Origin of the sequence: Methylovorus glucosotrophus (assembly GCF_009858335.1) — a bacterium.
Classification (GTDB): domain Bacteria; phylum Pseudomonadota; class Gammaproteobacteria; order Burkholderiales; family Methylophilaceae; genus Methylovorus; species Methylovorus glucosotrophus.
In genome coordinates this window covers 1,821,370-1,837,947 of the sequence record NZ_VMSE01000001.1, presented here as the reverse complement: position 1 = coordinate 1,837,947, position 16,578 = coordinate 1,821,370, and the positions used below count along the sequence as shown (strand labels likewise).

General features: G+C 60.5%; 8 protein-coding genes. 6 read left to right on the top strand and 2 right to left on the bottom strand.

The window, feature by feature from the left end; genetic code table 11:
• Positions 1–29 precede the first annotated feature (29 nt).
• The gene (gene ylqF, locus FNL37_RS08535; protein ID WP_015829835.1) at positions 30–986 is read right to left on the bottom strand and encodes a ribosome biogenesis GTPase YlqF; all 957 of its coding nucleotides are present in this window, start codon (positions 984–986) and stop codon (positions 30–32) included.
• A gap of 161 nt (positions 987–1,147) precedes the next feature.
• Between ylqF and FNL37_RS08530 the strand changes: the two genes are divergently transcribed.
• On the top strand, positions 1,148–1,978 hold the full coding sequence (locus tag FNL37_RS08530) for a class I SAM-dependent methyltransferase (RefSeq protein WP_159355822.1): 831 nt from the start codon (positions 1,148–1,150) through the stop codon (positions 1,976–1,978).
• Here FNL37_RS08530 and FNL37_RS08525 read toward each other — a convergent pair.
• The gene (locus FNL37_RS08525) at positions 1,975–2,853 is read right to left on the bottom strand and encodes a YihY/virulence factor BrkB family protein (RefSeq protein WP_244948240.1); all 879 of its coding nucleotides are present in this window, start codon (positions 2,851–2,853) and stop codon (positions 1,975–1,977) included. The genes FNL37_RS08530 and FNL37_RS08525 overlap by 4 nt on opposite strands.
• Before the next feature lie 230 nt (positions 2,854–3,083).
• Between FNL37_RS08525 and FNL37_RS08520 the strand changes: the two genes are divergently transcribed.
• The 5 genes from FNL37_RS08520 to FNL37_RS08500 all read left to right on the top strand — a co-directional run bounded on the left by FNL37_RS08520 (position 3,084) and on the right by FNL37_RS08500 (position 16,565).
• Positions 3,084–3,527 (top strand): hypothetical protein, encoded by a 444-nt coding sequence (locus FNL37_RS08520; protein ID WP_015829841.1) that lies wholly within the window; start codon positions 3,084–3,086, stop codon positions 3,525–3,527.
• Positions 3,528–3,634: 107 nt separating this feature from the next.
• Positions 3,635–9,370 carry an alpha-2-macroglobulin family protein gene (locus FNL37_RS08515; RefSeq protein ID WP_159355820.1) on the top strand — a complete coding sequence of 1,912 codons (5,736 nt, stop codon included), beginning with the start codon at positions 3,635–3,637 and terminating at the stop codon, positions 9,368–9,370.
• 6 nt (positions 9,371–9,376) lie between these two features.
• Positions 9,377–11,746 (top strand): penicillin-binding protein 1C, encoded by a 2,370-nt coding sequence (pbpC, locus tag FNL37_RS08510; protein ID WP_244948239.1) that lies wholly within the window; start codon positions 9,377–9,379, stop codon positions 11,744–11,746.
• A 54-nt stretch (positions 11,747–11,800) separates the two neighbouring features.
• Positions 11,801–15,838, top strand: a complete 4,038-nt coding sequence (hrpA, locus tag FNL37_RS08505; protein ID WP_211371953.1) for an ATP-dependent RNA helicase HrpA — start codon at positions 11,801–11,803, stop codon at positions 15,836–15,838.
• A gap of 223 nt (positions 15,839–16,061) precedes the next feature.
• On the top strand, positions 16,062–16,565 hold the full coding sequence (locus tag FNL37_RS08500) for a MarR family winged helix-turn-helix transcriptional regulator (RefSeq protein WP_159355819.1): 504 nt from the start codon (positions 16,062–16,064) through the stop codon (positions 16,563–16,565).
• The last annotated feature ends 13 nt before the right edge of the window (positions 16,566–16,578 follow it).

Below are 16,578 nucleotides of genomic sequence, written 5' to 3'. Positions count from 1 at the left end.
GGGGCGCGTCCTGCGGTGAAGTGGAGACCTTAGTGTTCCGGGCTGTCGTTTTCAGCTGAGCCGTCTTGCGGCTGTTGGCGGGCTTTGGCCTGCGCCGCTTCTTCGGCAGCATCCTCTATGGCCTGCTTTGCCGCCTGCATCATCTGCTGACGGGTATCTGGCGTTTCCAGGCTGATACGGCCCAGGGCGCCGGAGCGGTAGTCCACCAGAAAGGCCATGGCGGTTTTTTCCATGTCAAACTCACCGCCTTTCAGCCGGTAAGCCCGGCGCTTGGCCACGGCTTCCAGTACATCCACCGCATCCATGCCACTCACGTCTATCTTGTAACGGGCATTGAGCAGGGCGGGGTAGCGTTCCAGCAGCAGGCCAGCCAAAAACACCGCCACATCTTCATCAATCACCGCATTGCGGCCAATGGCATGGCTGGCAGCCAGCATATAGCCATCAGACTCATATTGAATCTTGGGCCACATCATGCCGGGGGTGTCGGTGATGCTCATCTGGTCGTTCAGGTCAAAGCGCTGCTGGCTTTTGGTCACGGCGGGCTCGTCACCCACCTTGGCAATGCGGCGATTCAGCAGCGCATTCATGAGCGTGGATTTGCCTACGTTGGGGATGCCCATGATCATCATGCGCAAGGGCTTGAGGTTGGTGCCGCGGTGCGGCGCAAGGGCTTTGCACAGGCCGGGGATCTTGCCGGCGTCCCCCGGTTTTTTACACGAAAGCGCCACGGCTTTCACGCCAGGCTGCTTGTTGAAGTAATTGAGCCAGGCCTGGGTGACGGCAGGGTCGGCCAGGTCAGCCTTGTTCAGAATCTTGAGGTTGGGCCGCTGCCGGAACAGGCGCAGCTCCTCAATCATGGGGTTATGGCTGGCTTCTGGCACCCGCGCATCCAGCACCTCAATCACGATGTCGATATGCTCCATGGTCTCGGCTGCTTTTTTCTTTGCCGAGGTCATATGTCCGGGAAACCACTGTATTGCCATTATTTAAAACCACCGATGTACATGAGATGCGCTGAGCAGGGGCCAGCGCTGAATAAGGAAAGTGCTGCAATTTCCGTATTTTATCATTGAGTTGGCTTTTTCCGGCTTTTTATCGCCCGCAGTCCTCAGGCCTTGATCTGCGACGGTGGTAAAATGCCGCCATGACGCTCATCCCCGAAATTCACCCCATTCAATCCATCGCCCTGCTCAAGGAGCTGCACATTCTGACGCGCGACGGCAAGCTCAACCAGGACACGCGCCGCAAGCTGAAGCAGGTGTATCACCTCTACCAGTTCATTGAGCCTTTGCTGCAGGAAGTCATGCAGGGCAATCCTTCGCCCATGCTGGTGGATCATGGGGCGGGAAAATCCTATCTGGGCTTTATTCTTTACGATCTCTTCATGAAGCAGCAGGCGGCCGGGCAGGTGGTGGGGGTGGAAACCCGCGCCGAGCTGGTGGAAAAATCCCGTCAGTTGGCGTCCGAGCTGGGGTTCGCGCGCATGCAGTTCCATCATTTGTCGGTGGAAGATGCCATGCGCTCGACGGCCTTGCCACCAAAAGTGGAAATCGTGACGGCGCTGCATGCCTGCAATACCGCCACGGATGATGCGATACAGTTTGGCCTGCAAAAGCAGGCGCAATTCATGGTGCTGGTGCCGTGCTGTCAGGCGGAAGTGGCCGAGGTGCTGCGCAAGCGCAAGAATGAGTCTTTTGGCAAAACGCCGCTATCGGAAATCTGGCGTCACCCGATACATACCCGCGAATTTGGCAGTCAGATCACCAATGTGCTGCGTTGCCTGCAGCTTGAGGCGCATGGCTATCAGGTGACGGTGACCGAGCTGGTTGGCTGGGAGCATTCCATGAAAAACGAGCTGATCATTGCCCGTTACAAGAATAATCCGCGGCGCAATGCGCGCGAGCGGCTGGAGCAGATATTGCAGGAGCTCAATCTGGAAGATTTGCGCTCCCGCTTTATGCCAGCGGAGGTTTAGGGCTGGTCGTTTTGCTCTTTCAGGCTGCCGTAAGTGAGGGCAAATTGCCGGGTGACCTCGGCGCCAAAAAAGAAAATCTGCGCGGAGTAATAAATCCACAGTAACAGCGCGATCAGCGAGCCCGCCGCGCCAAAGCTGGATGAAATGCCGCTGCGGCTCAGATACATGCCGATCAGCAATTTCCCCAGGCCAAACAGCAAGGCCGTGAGCACGGCGCCCACCACCACATCCGACCACGACAGCCGCACATCCGGCAGCATCTTGTAGACCACGGCAAACATGGCGGTAATCACCGCAAACGACAGCAGGGTCGAGATGTATTTGAAAATCGCCATGTGCTGTAGCAGAAAATCCAGATAGCCCCCCAGGAAATAATTGGCGTAATGCTCGATGAGCCCCAGTCCGGCGCTCGCCAGCAGTGAGCTCATCAGCAAGGCAGACAGGATGATGATCAGGCCAAACGAGGTCAGGCGCGTGATCAGCAGTTGCTTGAATGCATGTTTATTGCTGACGACGGCTTTCTCCACTTCCCAGATTTCATCCAGGCTGGCCTTCAGTTCGGCAAATACCGTGGTAGCCCCGATGAAAATCAGCAATGCCGCGACCACCGAGGCAATCATGCCCGACGTATGGTTGCTGGAGGCTGCCAGCAGCGAACTGATCACGCGTGCACCGCTTTCGCCGACCAGCATGGACAACTCTTCAATCACATGGCCCTGGGCGGCTTGTTCGCCCAGAAAATAACCGGTTACGGCAATCACCAGCACCAGAATGGGGGTGAGCGAAAAAATCGTATAAAACGCCAGGGCCGCGCCCTTGCTGGTGGCGCGGTGGGCAAACCAGGCAACGATGGCACTGGTGAAGAGCTGGCGCATGCAATTGAGATAGCGCAATGCTGAGCCAAAAGGTTTGAAAACAGAGTGCAAAGAGGACTCCCATGGTGGTAACAGAGGGTTGCTGCAGATTATTCATGCAGGTAGAGGTATGATAATTCGATAATGCACCCGCCAGTGAGTTCCGCTGCGTTTACTGTGCCGTTCACTGGGCCTGGGGCTGCCCAAGGGGCCATGCAGGATCATCGTCATTTTTCAAAAAAGGGGAAGGTATGTCGCGTTTTTCATTGGCCAGTCTCATGCTTCTGGTTTCCATTGCAGTGCCGCTGCAGGCGCAGGCCAAGGCCTCGGCAGGCAAATTCACCGGCGAGGATTTCAGCGGCGTATACCAATGCACGGGCGATGATGCACATGAGGGAGCTTATACCGGCACTGTCACCATGACCCTCAAGCCTGAACACAGCCGCGGCAGCTATGCCAGTTATGACTTCAAGCTGGAAGTGCCGGACTACGGCACCTATCTCGGTCACGCCGCTGCCAACGGCCGCCACGTTGCCATGCACTTTGGCCTGCAGGACCCGACCACCCATGATTACGGCACCGGTATTGCCGTCATGAAGAAAACCAAGGCGGGCAAATGGCGCTTTCACAAATTCTATTTCGAGCCCGAGTTCAAAGGCGGCAACACCGGGCTTGAAGACTGTGTGATCAAGTAAGCGCTGGATGTCGGGGCGCCCGTCTTAACATCACACAGAATTCACCATCACCCTGGACAATAAGCCTCAGCTTGTTGTCGTTATCTATCGCCAGGAGAGCCTTGCTCATGCTGAAAATTTCCTCCATGTTCGTCCTGCTCAGTGGCCTGCTCATGCACGGGCTGGCCTCAGCCGCGGTTGAGGTGCGTGACTTTTCACCGCAGGGCGAGGTGCGCAAGGTGAACCAGGCCACCGCGATTTTCAATGTGGACATGGTGAAGCTGGGCGATGCAGAAGCCGCTGCGCCTTTTGACATTGTCTGCCCTGTTTCGGGAGAGGGTCGCTGGCAGGATAGCCGTACCTGGGTTTATCGCCTGATCGGCAAGCTGGACGCCGGTGCGCAGTGCCAGTTCACTCCGCGCCGCGATCTCAAGTCGCTGGATGGCGAGGCATACACCGGGACGGCACCGTTCCGCTTTTTCATGGCCGGGCCGTGGCTGAAGCATGTGCTGCCGGAGTCGTACAACCCGATTGAAGAAGACCAGGTGTTCATCGTCGAGACACCGTTTGCCCTAAAGCCGCAAAGCGTGGAGCAGCATGCCTGGTGCGCCCCGGAGGGTGTGAGCGAGCGCATTCCCGTGCGCACATTGTCGGCGGCCCAGCTGAAGACGGCGCTGCAAACCTTGCAGCTGGACATGTCGTCCCCCGCGCTGGGTTTGCGTTGCCAGCGCCCTCTGGCGCCGGGTAGCCGCATGCAGCTGGTGTGGGATGCCGGTATTGAAAGCATGTCGGGCGGCAAGTCCACCCAGCGCGAGTCGGTGACCTATCAGGTGCGGCCGGTGTTTCGCGCCGAGCTGAGTTGCACGCGCGAAAAGCCGAATGCGCCATGCTCGCCGCTATCGGATATCGAGCTGCGCTTCAGTGAGTCTGTCAGCCTGGCACAGCTGGAGCAGATACGGCTGGTCGGCGCGGGCAAATCCCAGGCGCCCATGGAGATCAGCCCGGCACGTGCCAAGGCACTCAATGCCCAGCGTCCCGGCGCGGCGTCTTCCTACCGTGTGGCAGAGCAGGATCAGCTCATCAGCGTGCTGTTCAAAGGCCCATTCAAGCCGGATGCGGCCTATGAGCTGACCCTGCCCAGGAGTCTGCGTGATGCCAGCGGCCGCACGCTCAGCAATGCCAGCAGCTTTCCGCTCAAGCTGCGCACGGCGCTGCTGCCGCCACTTGCCAAATTTGCTGCCAATTTTGGCGTGCTGGAGCTGAAAGAGGGGGGTGTTCTGCCCGTCACTATCCGTAACATGGAAAGCCGCATCGGCATGCGTGTGCTGCGCCAGCAGGATCCGGAAGTGGCCTTGCAGGTGATGGCGGATTTGCGGCGCTTTGAAAGCCAGACTCGTGAAGTCAACAAACCATCGCCCCGCATGAAACAGCGCACGCTCGATGGCGATACTGTCGAAGAATTCAGGCCTTACACAGATATGCTGTATCCGCGCGAACTGTCCTTTCTGGAGGGCCGTTACGATACTGCGCCTGAACGTGCCATGCCCAGACCGGCCAATGGCAAGGCGTTTGAAGTTGTGGGTATTCCGCTGCAAAAGCCCGGATTTTACGTGGTGGAAATTCGCAGCCAGGTGCTGGGCAATGCGCTGCTGAGCGAGGCCAAGCCCATGTATGTGCGCAGCCAGGCGCTGGTGACCGACATGGCAGTGCACCTCAAGACCGGCCGCGACAACAGTCTGGTCTGGGTGACTTCACTCTCCAGCGGCAAGCCGGTTCCAGACGCTGACGTTGCCTTGCTGGATTGCCAGGGCCACCGCTTCTGGCAGGGCAAAACCGATGCCCAGGGCATTGCGGGCTACCCTGAGGCCCTGCCCGAGCATCACAAGTGCCCCGGCGCCTGGGTGTACTTTGCCACTGCCAGATTGGGCGAAGATTTTTCCTTTGTGCAGTCCGACTGGGATAGGGGCATAGAGCCATGGCGCTTTAATGTGCGCACCTGGGCCCCGCAGCAAGGCCTCAAGATGCAGACCATCCTCGACCGCACCATGCTGCGCGCGGGCGAAACCGTTTCCATGAAACACATTGCGCGGATGGAGGATTTCCGTGGCTTCCGTTACCCCAACGAGTCCTTGCCAGACAGCGTGACGCTGGAACTGATCGGCGGTGATTATTCGGTGGATATGCCGCTGGAATGGGATACACGTGGCGATGCCATCACGCAATGGCAGATACCGGAGGATGCCCCCATCGGCAGTTATGGCGTCAAGATGGCCGGGCAGTGGGACTATGTCGGCCAGTTTCGGGTGTCCGAATTCCGCCTGCCCGCATACAAGGGCAGCGTGCAGTCCGAAAAAATGCGTTACGCCGGCGCCAGTGCCATCCCGGTGCGGCTATCGCTCAACTATCTGAATGGTGGCGCGGCCAGTGGCCAGCAGGTGCAGGTATCTGCCATGTTGAACGCGGGGCAATACTCCTTTGCTGACTATCCGGACTTCAGTTTCGGTGCGCAGCTGCGCGGCGAGCCGCTACAGAAGCTGGTGCTTGACCGCCAGGCCGTCAAGCTGGACCGCCTGGGCAGCGGTCGCCTGCAAGTGCCGGTAACTGCCGTGGGCAATGCCGCCGGGCAGCCGCTGCAATTGCAGACGGAAATGACCTTCACCGACCCCAATGGCGAGATACAGACGCTGGCAGGCAGTACCGATATCTGGCCCGCCAGCCTGGCGCTGGGCCTGCAGGTGAAGGATTGGGCGGGCATGCAAGCCAGGCGCAAGGTGCAGGCCGTGGTGCTGGATACCGCAGGCAAACCCAGGGCAGGCGTGAAGGTCACCCTGCACGGCGAGCGCAAGTGGGATTTTGTGCATCGCAAGCGCATCCTTGGCGGTTTTTACAGCTACGAAACCGAGCAGGGTAGCGAAGACCTTGGCACGTTATGCCAGGGCGTGAGTGATGCTCAGGGCCTGGTGCAATGCCAGGTGGATATCAAGGGCAGCGGACGGATAGCCCTGACGGCACGCGCGGTGGACGATGCCGGGCGGCCCATGGTGGCCGAGAGCGGCTTCTGGGTGAGCGATGCCGCTGATGTCTGGTATGCGCAGGGCGATCAGGACCGCATGGAAGTGATCCCGGAAAAACGCGAATACAAGGTTGGCGAAACCGCCCGTTTGCAGGTGCACACGCCATTCCATCAGGCCACGGCGCTGATTGCGGTGGAGCGCGAAGGCATCATCAAGACCATGGTGCGAACGCTGTACCGACGCAACGCTGTGGTGGAGATTCCTATTGAAGACAGCTGGGGGCCGAATGTGTATGTCTCGGTGCTGGCGGTACGCGGTCGCCTGACCGAGGTGCCGTGGTACAGCTTCTTCCAGTGGGGTTGGCATAGCCCGGTGGACTGGTGGCAGGCTTGGCGCGATGGCATGCCGCAGCCCACAGCGCTGGTTGATCTCGGCAAGCCCGCCTTCAAGTTCGGCCTGACCCATATCGCGGTGGGGACGGATGGTGCGCGTCTCAAGGTCGATGTGCAGACCGACAGGCAGGAGTATCGCCCACGCGACATGGTCACCGCCAAGATCAAGGTGCGGCTGCCCAATGGCAAACCGGCGCCCGCAGGTGCTGAAGTGGCGCTGGTGGCAGTGGACAGGGCCTTGCTGGAGTTATCTCCCAATGCAAGCTGGAACCTGCTGGACAACATGATGGACGAGCGGGCCTACCTCATCAACACCGCCAGCGCGCAGATGCAGGTAGTGGGCAAACGTCACTACGGCAAGAAGGCGCTGCCTGCGGGCGGCGGTGGTGGCAAATTCGCCACGCGCGAGCTCTTTAACACGCTGTTGTACTGGAACCCGCGCGTCAAGCTTGATAATCAGGGCATGGCGACGGTGCGCTTCCGCGTCAATGATGCCTTGACCGCCTTCAAGGTGGTGGCGATTGCCGATGTGGACCAGGGCTACTTTGGTACCGGGCAGGCGGAAATCGTCAGTCGGCAGGCCTTGCAGCTGACCTCCGGCCTGCCGCCCATGGTGCGTGAAAACGATCGCTATCAGGCCATCATCACGCTGCGCAACACCACCGCCAAGCCGATGTCGCTGAAACTCAATGCGCGCACCGAGCAAAAGCAGTGGACATCCCAAGCGGTGACGCTGGCTGCCGGGGCGGCGCAGGAGCTGCGCTGGCCGGTGGAAGTGCCGGATAACAGCACTTCGCAACGCTGGACCATAGAAGCGCTGGATGATCAGGGCAAGCCGCTGGACAGGCTGGAGATTCCGCAAAAGGTATTGCCGCGTGTGCCGGTGACGGTGCAGCAGGCCAGCTTCATGCAGCTGGAGCAGCCCTTGAATCTGCCGACCACCTTGCCTGCCGGGGCCATCCCAGGCAAGGGCGGGCTGCAGCTCAAGCTCAGTGCCAGCCTGGGGCAGCAGACGGCAGGCATAGAGCGCTACTTCAACGCTTACCCATTCAACTGCCTGGAGCAGCAGACCTCGATTGCCACCGGCCTCATGGATGCCACGCGCTGGCAAACCATCGCCAAACAACTGGCGGGCTATCAGGATGCACAGGGCTATCTGGCGTATTTCCCCGGCATGTCATACGGCAATGATGCGCTCACGGCCTATGTGCTGACCATGGCCTATGAAAACGCTGTGACCTTGCCGCCCTCGGTGGAGCAGGGCATGCGCACGGCGCTGCTGGATTTTGTTGAGGGGCGCAGCCAGCCGCATGGCTGGTATGGCGGTAGCAACCGTTACCTGAGCGAGCGTCGGTTGTCGGCGCTGGCGGCCCTGTCGTATACCGGCAGTGTGCATGGCCGTTCGCTAGAGGCGTTCGAGTTCAAACCCATCCAGATGCCCACCACCAGCCTGATCGACTGGTATGCCATCTTGCGCCACGTGCCGGATGCCAGCCAGCGTGATGAGCGCCTGCAGCAGGTGTCGCGCGAGTTGCGCAACCGCCTGCAGAACGTGGGCGGCCGCCTGAGCTTTGATGGCGAGGAGAATGACCAATGGTGGTGGGCCATGGTGGATGGCGAAGTGAATGCCACACGCCTGACTGCCTTGCTCATGGATGATCCGGCATGGAAGGCCGATATGCCTGCCATGTTGCGCGGTGCGCTCATACGCCAGCACAAGGGCCACTGGCATACCACGCTCGCTAATGCCTGGGGCCGTCTGGCCTTGCAGAAATTCAGCCAGCAGTTTGAGTCCGAGCCGGTCAGTGGGCTGACGCAAGCCACGCTGGGCGCGCAGCAAAAACGTTACGACTGGCCCGCCCAGGCCGCGGCTACCGGCCCGGATGCCACGGCTGCCAGCCTGTTCCTGCCATGGGCGTCTGCGCCAACCTCTAATCTGCAAGTAACGCATAGCGGCACCGGCAAGCCCTGGCTCAATCTGCTGGTGACGGCAGCTATCCCCGATAAACCGGCGAGCAATGGCTACCGCATTCAGCGGCGGGTGACGGCGATTGAGCAGAAAGTGCCGGGGCAGTGGAGTCGTGGTGACCTGATGCGCATACGGGTGGATGTCGACAGCCAGCATGATCTCAGCTGGGTGGTGCTGACTGATCCGATACCGGCTGGCGCCAGCATTCTGGGCAACACGGCGCGGGATTCGCGGATTGCCCAGATGGGTGAAAACCAAGCGGGAGAAAACCAGGCCAATGAAGATAGTCTGGCACCCAGCTACACCGAACGCGGGCTGGCATTTTTCCGTGCGTATTACGAGTTCGCACCGCAGGGGCACTTCTGGTACGAATACACCGTGCGGCTCAATAACCCTGGCACCTTCAGTCTGCCGCCAACGCGGGTAGAGGCCATGTATGCACCCGAGGTATTTGGTCAGCTGCCGAATGCCAAGCTGGATGTGCGCTAGGGCCGCATGACCCAGACCGCGACAATGCGCAACCTGACCGGGCAAAAGACTAAGCCGCAGCGACAGATCCGCCAGCGGGCACTGCTTGCCACGCTAGGCTTGCTGTTTGGCCTGCTGCCTGGCATGGCGGCGGCTGTGTCCAGCTATGTCGAGGTCAAGGCGCAATACCGGGCCTCCGATGCCTGGCTGCTGGCGCGTGATGGGCAGGTGCTGCAGCAATTGCGACTGGATCATCAGGTGCGGCGGTTGCAGTGGACACCGCTGGAAGCTATGTCGCCCGCCTTGCTGCAAGCGCTGCTGTATTCCGAAGACCAGCGCTTTTACCAGCATGCGGGCATAGACTGGCTGGCGGTGGCCTCGGCCAGCTGGCGCAATCTGTGGGATAGCCGCACGCGCGGCGCCAGCACCATCACCATGCAGCTGGCAGGTCTGCTGGAGCAGGATGCCGTGCACGGCCGCCGCAGCCTGGTGCAAAAGCTCGGGCAATCGGCCGATGCCTTGCAGCTGGACCATGCCTGGAAAAAATCCGACATCCTCGAAGCCTACCTCAATCTGGTGCCGTTTCGCGGTGAGTTGCAAGGCGTAGCCGCCATGAGCCAGGGCCTGTTTGGCAAGGGCCCGGAGGCGCTGGATGCGCGCGAAGCCGCCATCGCTGCCGTGCTGCTGCGCGCACCCAATGCCAAACCCGCCCGTGTGGCCGAACGTGCCTGCCAGCTTTTGAAGCAGATGCAGCAGGCGCGTGCCTGCGCCGATCTCGAAGGCTTTGCCAGCCTCAAGCTGGTGGCGCCATTCGAGCCTGCCATGCCTAATCTGGCGCCGCATCTGGCACGGCAGTTATTGCAGCAGCCCGGGCAGCGCCTGCGCAGCACGCTGGATATGCGCCTGCAGCAATACGCCGCCCGGCAATTGCGTGCCAACCTGCTGCAACTGGAAAACCAGAATGTGCAGGATGGCGCGGTGCTGGTGCTGGATAATCGCACAGGCGAAGTGCTGGCCTGGGTGGGCTCCAGCGATACCCTGTCGACCGCACCCGCGGTGGATGGCGTGCTGGCACAGCGCCAGGCGGGCTCTACGCTCAAGCCGTTTTTATATGCCACGGCGCTGGATATGCGGGCGCTGACCGCCGCCTCGCTGCTGGACGATAGCCCGGTGCGCATACGCACCGGCAATGGCGATTACATTCCGCAGAATTACGACAAGCAGTTCATGGGCCCGGTCAGCCTGCGCACCGCTCTCGGCAGCTCGCTGAATGTGCCCGCCGTGCGCAGCCTGCTGCATATCACGCCGGACCGTTTTTTTGCGCGTCTGCAGCAATTGCGTTTCAGCACGCTGACCGAGTCGGTGGACTATTACGGCTACAGCCTGGCGCTGGGCGCGGCCGATGTGCGCCTGCTTGATCTCACCAATGCCTATCGGGCGCTGGCCAACCAGGGCCGTTACAGCGGGGTGCGCATGCAATGGGCCAACCCAGCCAGCAAAGGCAAGGCGGATAAGCCCATGCAAGTGTTTTCGCCCGCCGCGAGTTATGTGGTGAGTGACATCCTGGCCGACAACAATGCCCGTGCGCATACCTTCGGCATGGATTCAGCGCTGGCGACGCGCTACTGGAGTGCAGTGAAAACCGGCACCAGCAAAGACATGCGCGATAACTGGTGCGTGGGCTACACGGCACGCTATACCGTTGGCGTGTGGGTGGGCAATGCCAATGGCACCCCCATGCACGATGTCTCTGGCGTAAGCGGTGCGGCGCCGGTCTGGCGTGCCGTGATGGATTATCTGCACAGGCATCCCGATGGCCGTTTGCTGGCGCCAGTCGTGCGCACGCCGCCAGCCGGGCTGCTGCAGCAACAGGTGCGCTTTCAACCCGCGATTGAGCCGGTCCGGCAGGAGTGGTTTTTGAAAGGCACCGAGCTTGCCCTGGTGCAGGCGAGCCATGATGGGGATGATGTGCGCCCAAGCAAGCTGGGCCAGGATACGCGGGGTGCCCAGGCGGATAATTCGCTGGTGAGCATTGCCTACCCCGGCCAGGGCGCGATTATCGCGCTGGACCCGGAAATTCCGCCCGCGCAGCAGCGGGTGGTGTTCAAGGCAACCCCTGCCTTGCCTGCAGGCTGGCACTGGCGGCTGGATGGCAAACGGGTGGCGCCGGTCAAGCTGGCATCGCCGCGCCAGTTGGCAGGTGAACATGCACAGCCCGCCAATACCCCGCAGACCACAGACCTGCGCTATGCGTGGTTTCCCATGCCCGGTCGCCATGTGCTGAGCCTGCATGATGCCAGCGGCAAGTTGCGCGAGTCGGCACGCTTTGAAGTGCGGGGCGCCATGCTGCGCCAGGCCACGCCCGGGCCGAATGCGAAACCTGCGCGACCATCTTGAGCGGCCGGGCAGCGGGCGTGCATGTTAAAATCGCGCCAACCTATGAACACCGCCATGAATACCACCACCAACCCCCGTCACGTCATTAGCCAGCTGGAGAAACTGCTACCGGAATGCATGCTGGTCGACCGTTTTCCTTTGCGTCGGCGCTTGCAGCAGGTGCGGGCACAGCTGGATCAGCAGAAGCCTGAGCAGAAATCCCCCGACAAACTGCTGGCCGAGCTGGCCAATCGCGTGCGCGATTCCGTCGCGCGCCTGCAGGCTCGCAAAGCGGGGTTACCCAAGCCGGATTATCCTGCAGAGTTGCCGGTCTCTGGCAAAAAGAACGATATTGCCGCCGCCATACAGAAGCATCAGGTGGTGATCGTTTGCGGGGAAACTGGCTCCGGTAAAACCACCCAGCTGCCCAAGATTTGCCTGGAGCTGGGGCGCGGCGTCAGCGGCCTCATCGGCCATACCCAGCCGCGCCGCATTGCCGCCCGCTCGGTGGCCTCGCGCATTGCGCAGGAGCTGAATTCGCCGCTGGGCCAGGCGGTGGGTTACAAGGTGCGCTTCAACGACAAGCTCTCGGAAAGCAGCTATATCAAGCTGATGACGGACGGTATTTTGCTGGCAGAGACGCAGGGCGACCGCTTTCTCAATGCCTATGACACCATCATCATTGATGAGGCGCACGAGCGCAGCCTGAATATCGATTTCCTGCTGGGCTATCTCAAGCAGCTATTGCCCAAGCGTCCTGACCTCAAAGTCATTGTCACTTCGGCCACCATCGATGCCGACCGCTTCTCGCGGCACTTTGAGGGCGCGCCGGTGATTGAGGTTTCCGGCCGCACCTATCCGGTGGAAATCCGCTATCGCCCGCTGGGCAAGGCCGGATTCAGTGCCAAGGAAAATCCCCCCGAGCTGGAAGACGAAGACGATCTGGAACTGCTGGGGCAGGACCTCATGGGCATCAAGCGCAAGCCGCGCGTGGAATCGCGCTGGCTGGAAGAAGACGATGCCGAAGAGGCCATGGAAGAAGCGATTCTGGATGTGGCCGATGATCTGATGCGGCTGGGCGAGGGCGATATTCTGGTCTTTCTGCCTGGCGAGCGCGAGATTCGCGATACCGCCGACCATCTGCGCAAATACCAGGGCCGCTCGCCCAAGCTCAAGCATGTGGAAATCCTGCCGCTGTTTGCCCGACTGTCGATTGAAGACCAGCAGAAGATTTTCCGTTCCGGCGGCACGCGCCGCATCGTGCTGGCGACCAATGTGGCCGAAACCTCGCTTACCGTGCCCGGCATCAAATACGTGATCGATACCGGCCTGGCGCGGGTCAACCGTTACAGCGCCCGCGCCAAGGTCGAGCAGCTGCAGATCGAGAAAATCTCGCAGGCCGCGGCACGCCAGCGGGCAGGGCGTTGCGGCCGGGTGTCGAGTGGTATCTGCGTACGCCTGTACGACGAAGAGGATTTCAATAACCGTTCCGAGTTTACCGACCCCGAGATTCTGCGCTCTTCGCTGGCGTCGGTCATCCTGCGCATGGCCGCGTTGCGCCTGGGCGATGTGAATGACTTCCCGTTTATCGAGGCGCCGAGTTCCCGCCTGATTGCCGATGGCTACCTGCTGTTGCAGGAGCTGGGCGCGGTGGATGCCGACCGGCAGATTACCGAGCTGGGCAACCAGCTGGCACGCCTGCCGCTGGACCCGCGTGTGGGCCGCATGATCCTGGCCGCCAAAAAGGAAAGCTGTTTGCAGGAGATGCTGATCATCGCCAGTGCGCTGGCGATACAGGACCCGCGCGAACGCCCCATGGACAAGCGCGAAGCGGCCGATCAGGCGCACGCCAAGTTTGCTGGCGAGCAGTCCGATTTCATGAGCTTCCTCAAGCTGTGGGCGTTTTACGATGAGGCGCTGAAAACCAAGAAATCCAACAAGGAGCTTTTGGGCAAATGCCATCAGAATTTCCTGTCTTTCCTGCGCATGAAGGAATGGCGCGAGCTGTATTTCCAGCTGCTGGAAATCGCGGAAGACATGGAGTTCAAGCTCAACGACAAAGAAGCCTCCTACGAGCAGATACACCGGGCGCTGCTGTCCGGCCTGCTGGGCAATATCGGCTTCAAGGACGGCGAATCGGAAAGCTATCAGGGTGCGCGTGGCATCCGCTTCAATATCGCCCCCGGCTCGGCCCTGAAAAAGCAGCGCCCCAAGTGGGTGATGGCCGCCGAGTTGATGGAAACCACCAAGCTTTATGCGCGTTGCGTCGCCAAAATCGAGCCGGACTGGATAGAGCCGTTGGCGCGCAGCCTGACGCAAAGCCATTACACCGATCCGCGCTGGGATCGCAAGCCAGCGCAGGTGGTGGCGTGGGAACGGGTCAGCCTGTATGGCCTGACGGTCATCCCCAAGCGGCGTGTGCATTACGGGCCGATTAACCCGCAGGAGTCGCGCGAAATCTTTGTGCGCGAAGCGCTGGCGAATATGGAATTCGACACGCGCGCGCCGTTTTTTGAGGCCAACCGCCGCCTGATTGCCGAGATCGAGGAGCTGGAACACAAGGCGCGGCGCCAGGATGTGCTGGTGGATGAGCACGCATTGTTTGCGTTTTACGATGCGATTATTCCCGCAGGCATCATCAATGGTGCGGGCTTTGAAAAGTGGCGCGAAGAGGCCGAGCGCGAAAATCCGCGTCTGCTTTATCTGACGCGTGACGCTCTGATGCGCCATGGCGCGGCTGGCGTCACCGAAGCGCAGTTCCCTGAATCCATGCTGCTGGATGGTACCCAGATCGCGCTTAAATACCGCTTTGAACCCGGGCATCCGCTGGATGGCGTGACCGCCACCGTGCCGCTGGCGCTGCTGAATCAGCTGGACCCGACCGCCAGCGAATGGCTGGTGCCCGGCATGCTGCGCGAGAAACTCACTGCACTGATCAAAGCCCTGCCCAAGACGCTACGCCGCGTGTGCGTGCCGGTGCCGGAGTTTGTGACGGGTTTTCTGGAGCAGGCGCAGATAGGCGCTTCACCCCTGATTCCCGCCCTCATTGCCTACATCCAGCAGCGCACCGGCCTCAAGATGTCTGCCGATGAGCTGAATGCAGAGGCCTTGCCCGCGCACTTGCACATGAATTTCCGTGTGGTGGATGAAAAGGGCCGCGAGCTCGGCATGGGCCGCGACTGGACTGCGCTGAAACAGCAGCTGGGGCAGGCCGCCCAGCTCACCTTCCGCAGCAGTTCGCCCTCCATCGAGAAGAGCGGGCTCAAGCAATGGGACTTTGGCGATCTGCCCAAGACCCTGACCTTCAGTCGTGATGGGCGCCAGCTAACCGGCTACCCGGCGATAGAAGACGAGCAGGATAGCGTGGCAGTCAAGCTGTTTGATACGGCCACTGCGGCCGAAGATGCCCACCGCGCCGGCGTGCGCCGCCTGATGCGCTTTGAGCTTAAAGAGCAGATGAAGCAGCTGGAGAAAGGCCTGCCGGGCTTTACCCAATACGCCTTGCTGCTGCGCAACCTGATGACGCCGGACGAACTGCGCGACGACATGCTGACGGCGATTGCCGACCGCGCCTTTATCGGCGAGGACGACTTGCCGCGCAGCAATGCCGACTTCATGAACCTCAAGCAGCGCGCCCGCACGCGGCTGCCCGCGGTGGTGGAGGGCGCCAGCCGCCTGGCCGCTGCCATCGCCGCCGAATACCAGCCGCTGATGCAAAAGCTGGGCAGCCTGCCCGGCCCCATGGCACGTCTCAAAAAAGAAGTGGAAGAGCAACTGGGGCGCCTGTTGTACAAGCGCTTCTTCAGCCAGACGCCATGGGAGCGCCTGCAGCATGTGCCGCGTTACCTCAAGGGCTTGCGCCTGCGGCTGGAGAAATACCCCGGCGGCATCGAGCGCGACACGCGCAATGGGCAAGCGGTGCAACAGGTCTGGCAGCGCTGGGAAGAGCGCGTCGTCAGCCTGCGCAAGAGCGGCCAGCCGGTGCCGCCTGCTTTGCAGGAATACCGCTGGCTGATCGAGGAGCTGCGTATTTCCCTGTTTGCGCAAGAGCTGAAAACGCCATTCCCGGTGTCGGTCAAACGTCTGGATAAAGCCTGGGCTGATCTTTCCTGAGTTTCTGTCCCTCGTTCCCATGCCTGTCTGACTCCAGTTTGGTAGGCATGGGCGCAAAAGCTTATGCATGAAGTAAGTGGTTTACGCATGCCCCCGTTTTTTCCTTATATCACACCCTGTGAATTGCCTTTATGCAGCCAAGGCCATCATTCACCGCAGCCAATTATTCGGCATCAAAAAGATTTTTATTGTATTTAATATGGAGCCATACTAATATGGTCTCATGTTACTTCTCAAAGAACTTCCTACCTCCAAAAGCCTGGAACGTTTCGTTCAGCGCTACCCGCAAACCGACATTTCGGCCATCTCCGATTTTGTCGCCTTGTTGCGCGCCGCTTCGGATATTTCCGATGCGCTGGACAAGCTGCTGGGCAAGCATGATCTGCTACAAGGCCGCTGGTGGGTACTGGTGTTGCTCATGCGCCAGGAGGATTTCACTTCATCGCCTTCGGACCTGGCTGAGAAGGCCGGTGTCACCAAAGGCACCATGACAGGCTTTATTGATGGTCTGGAGCGGGAAGGCCTGGTGACGCGGCTGATCAATAACGATGACAGGCGCAAATTCCTGATACGCCTGAGTGCGGCTGGCCTGCAAAAGCTGGACGAAGTGATGCCGGACTACATAGACAAGGTGAAGCTCTTGATGGATGTCCTGAGCAAGTCGGAACGCGATGTCCTGATCTCGCATGCCAGAACCCTGGCCGAGCATGTGGATGTCATGAAATAAGCTGCTTTCATTT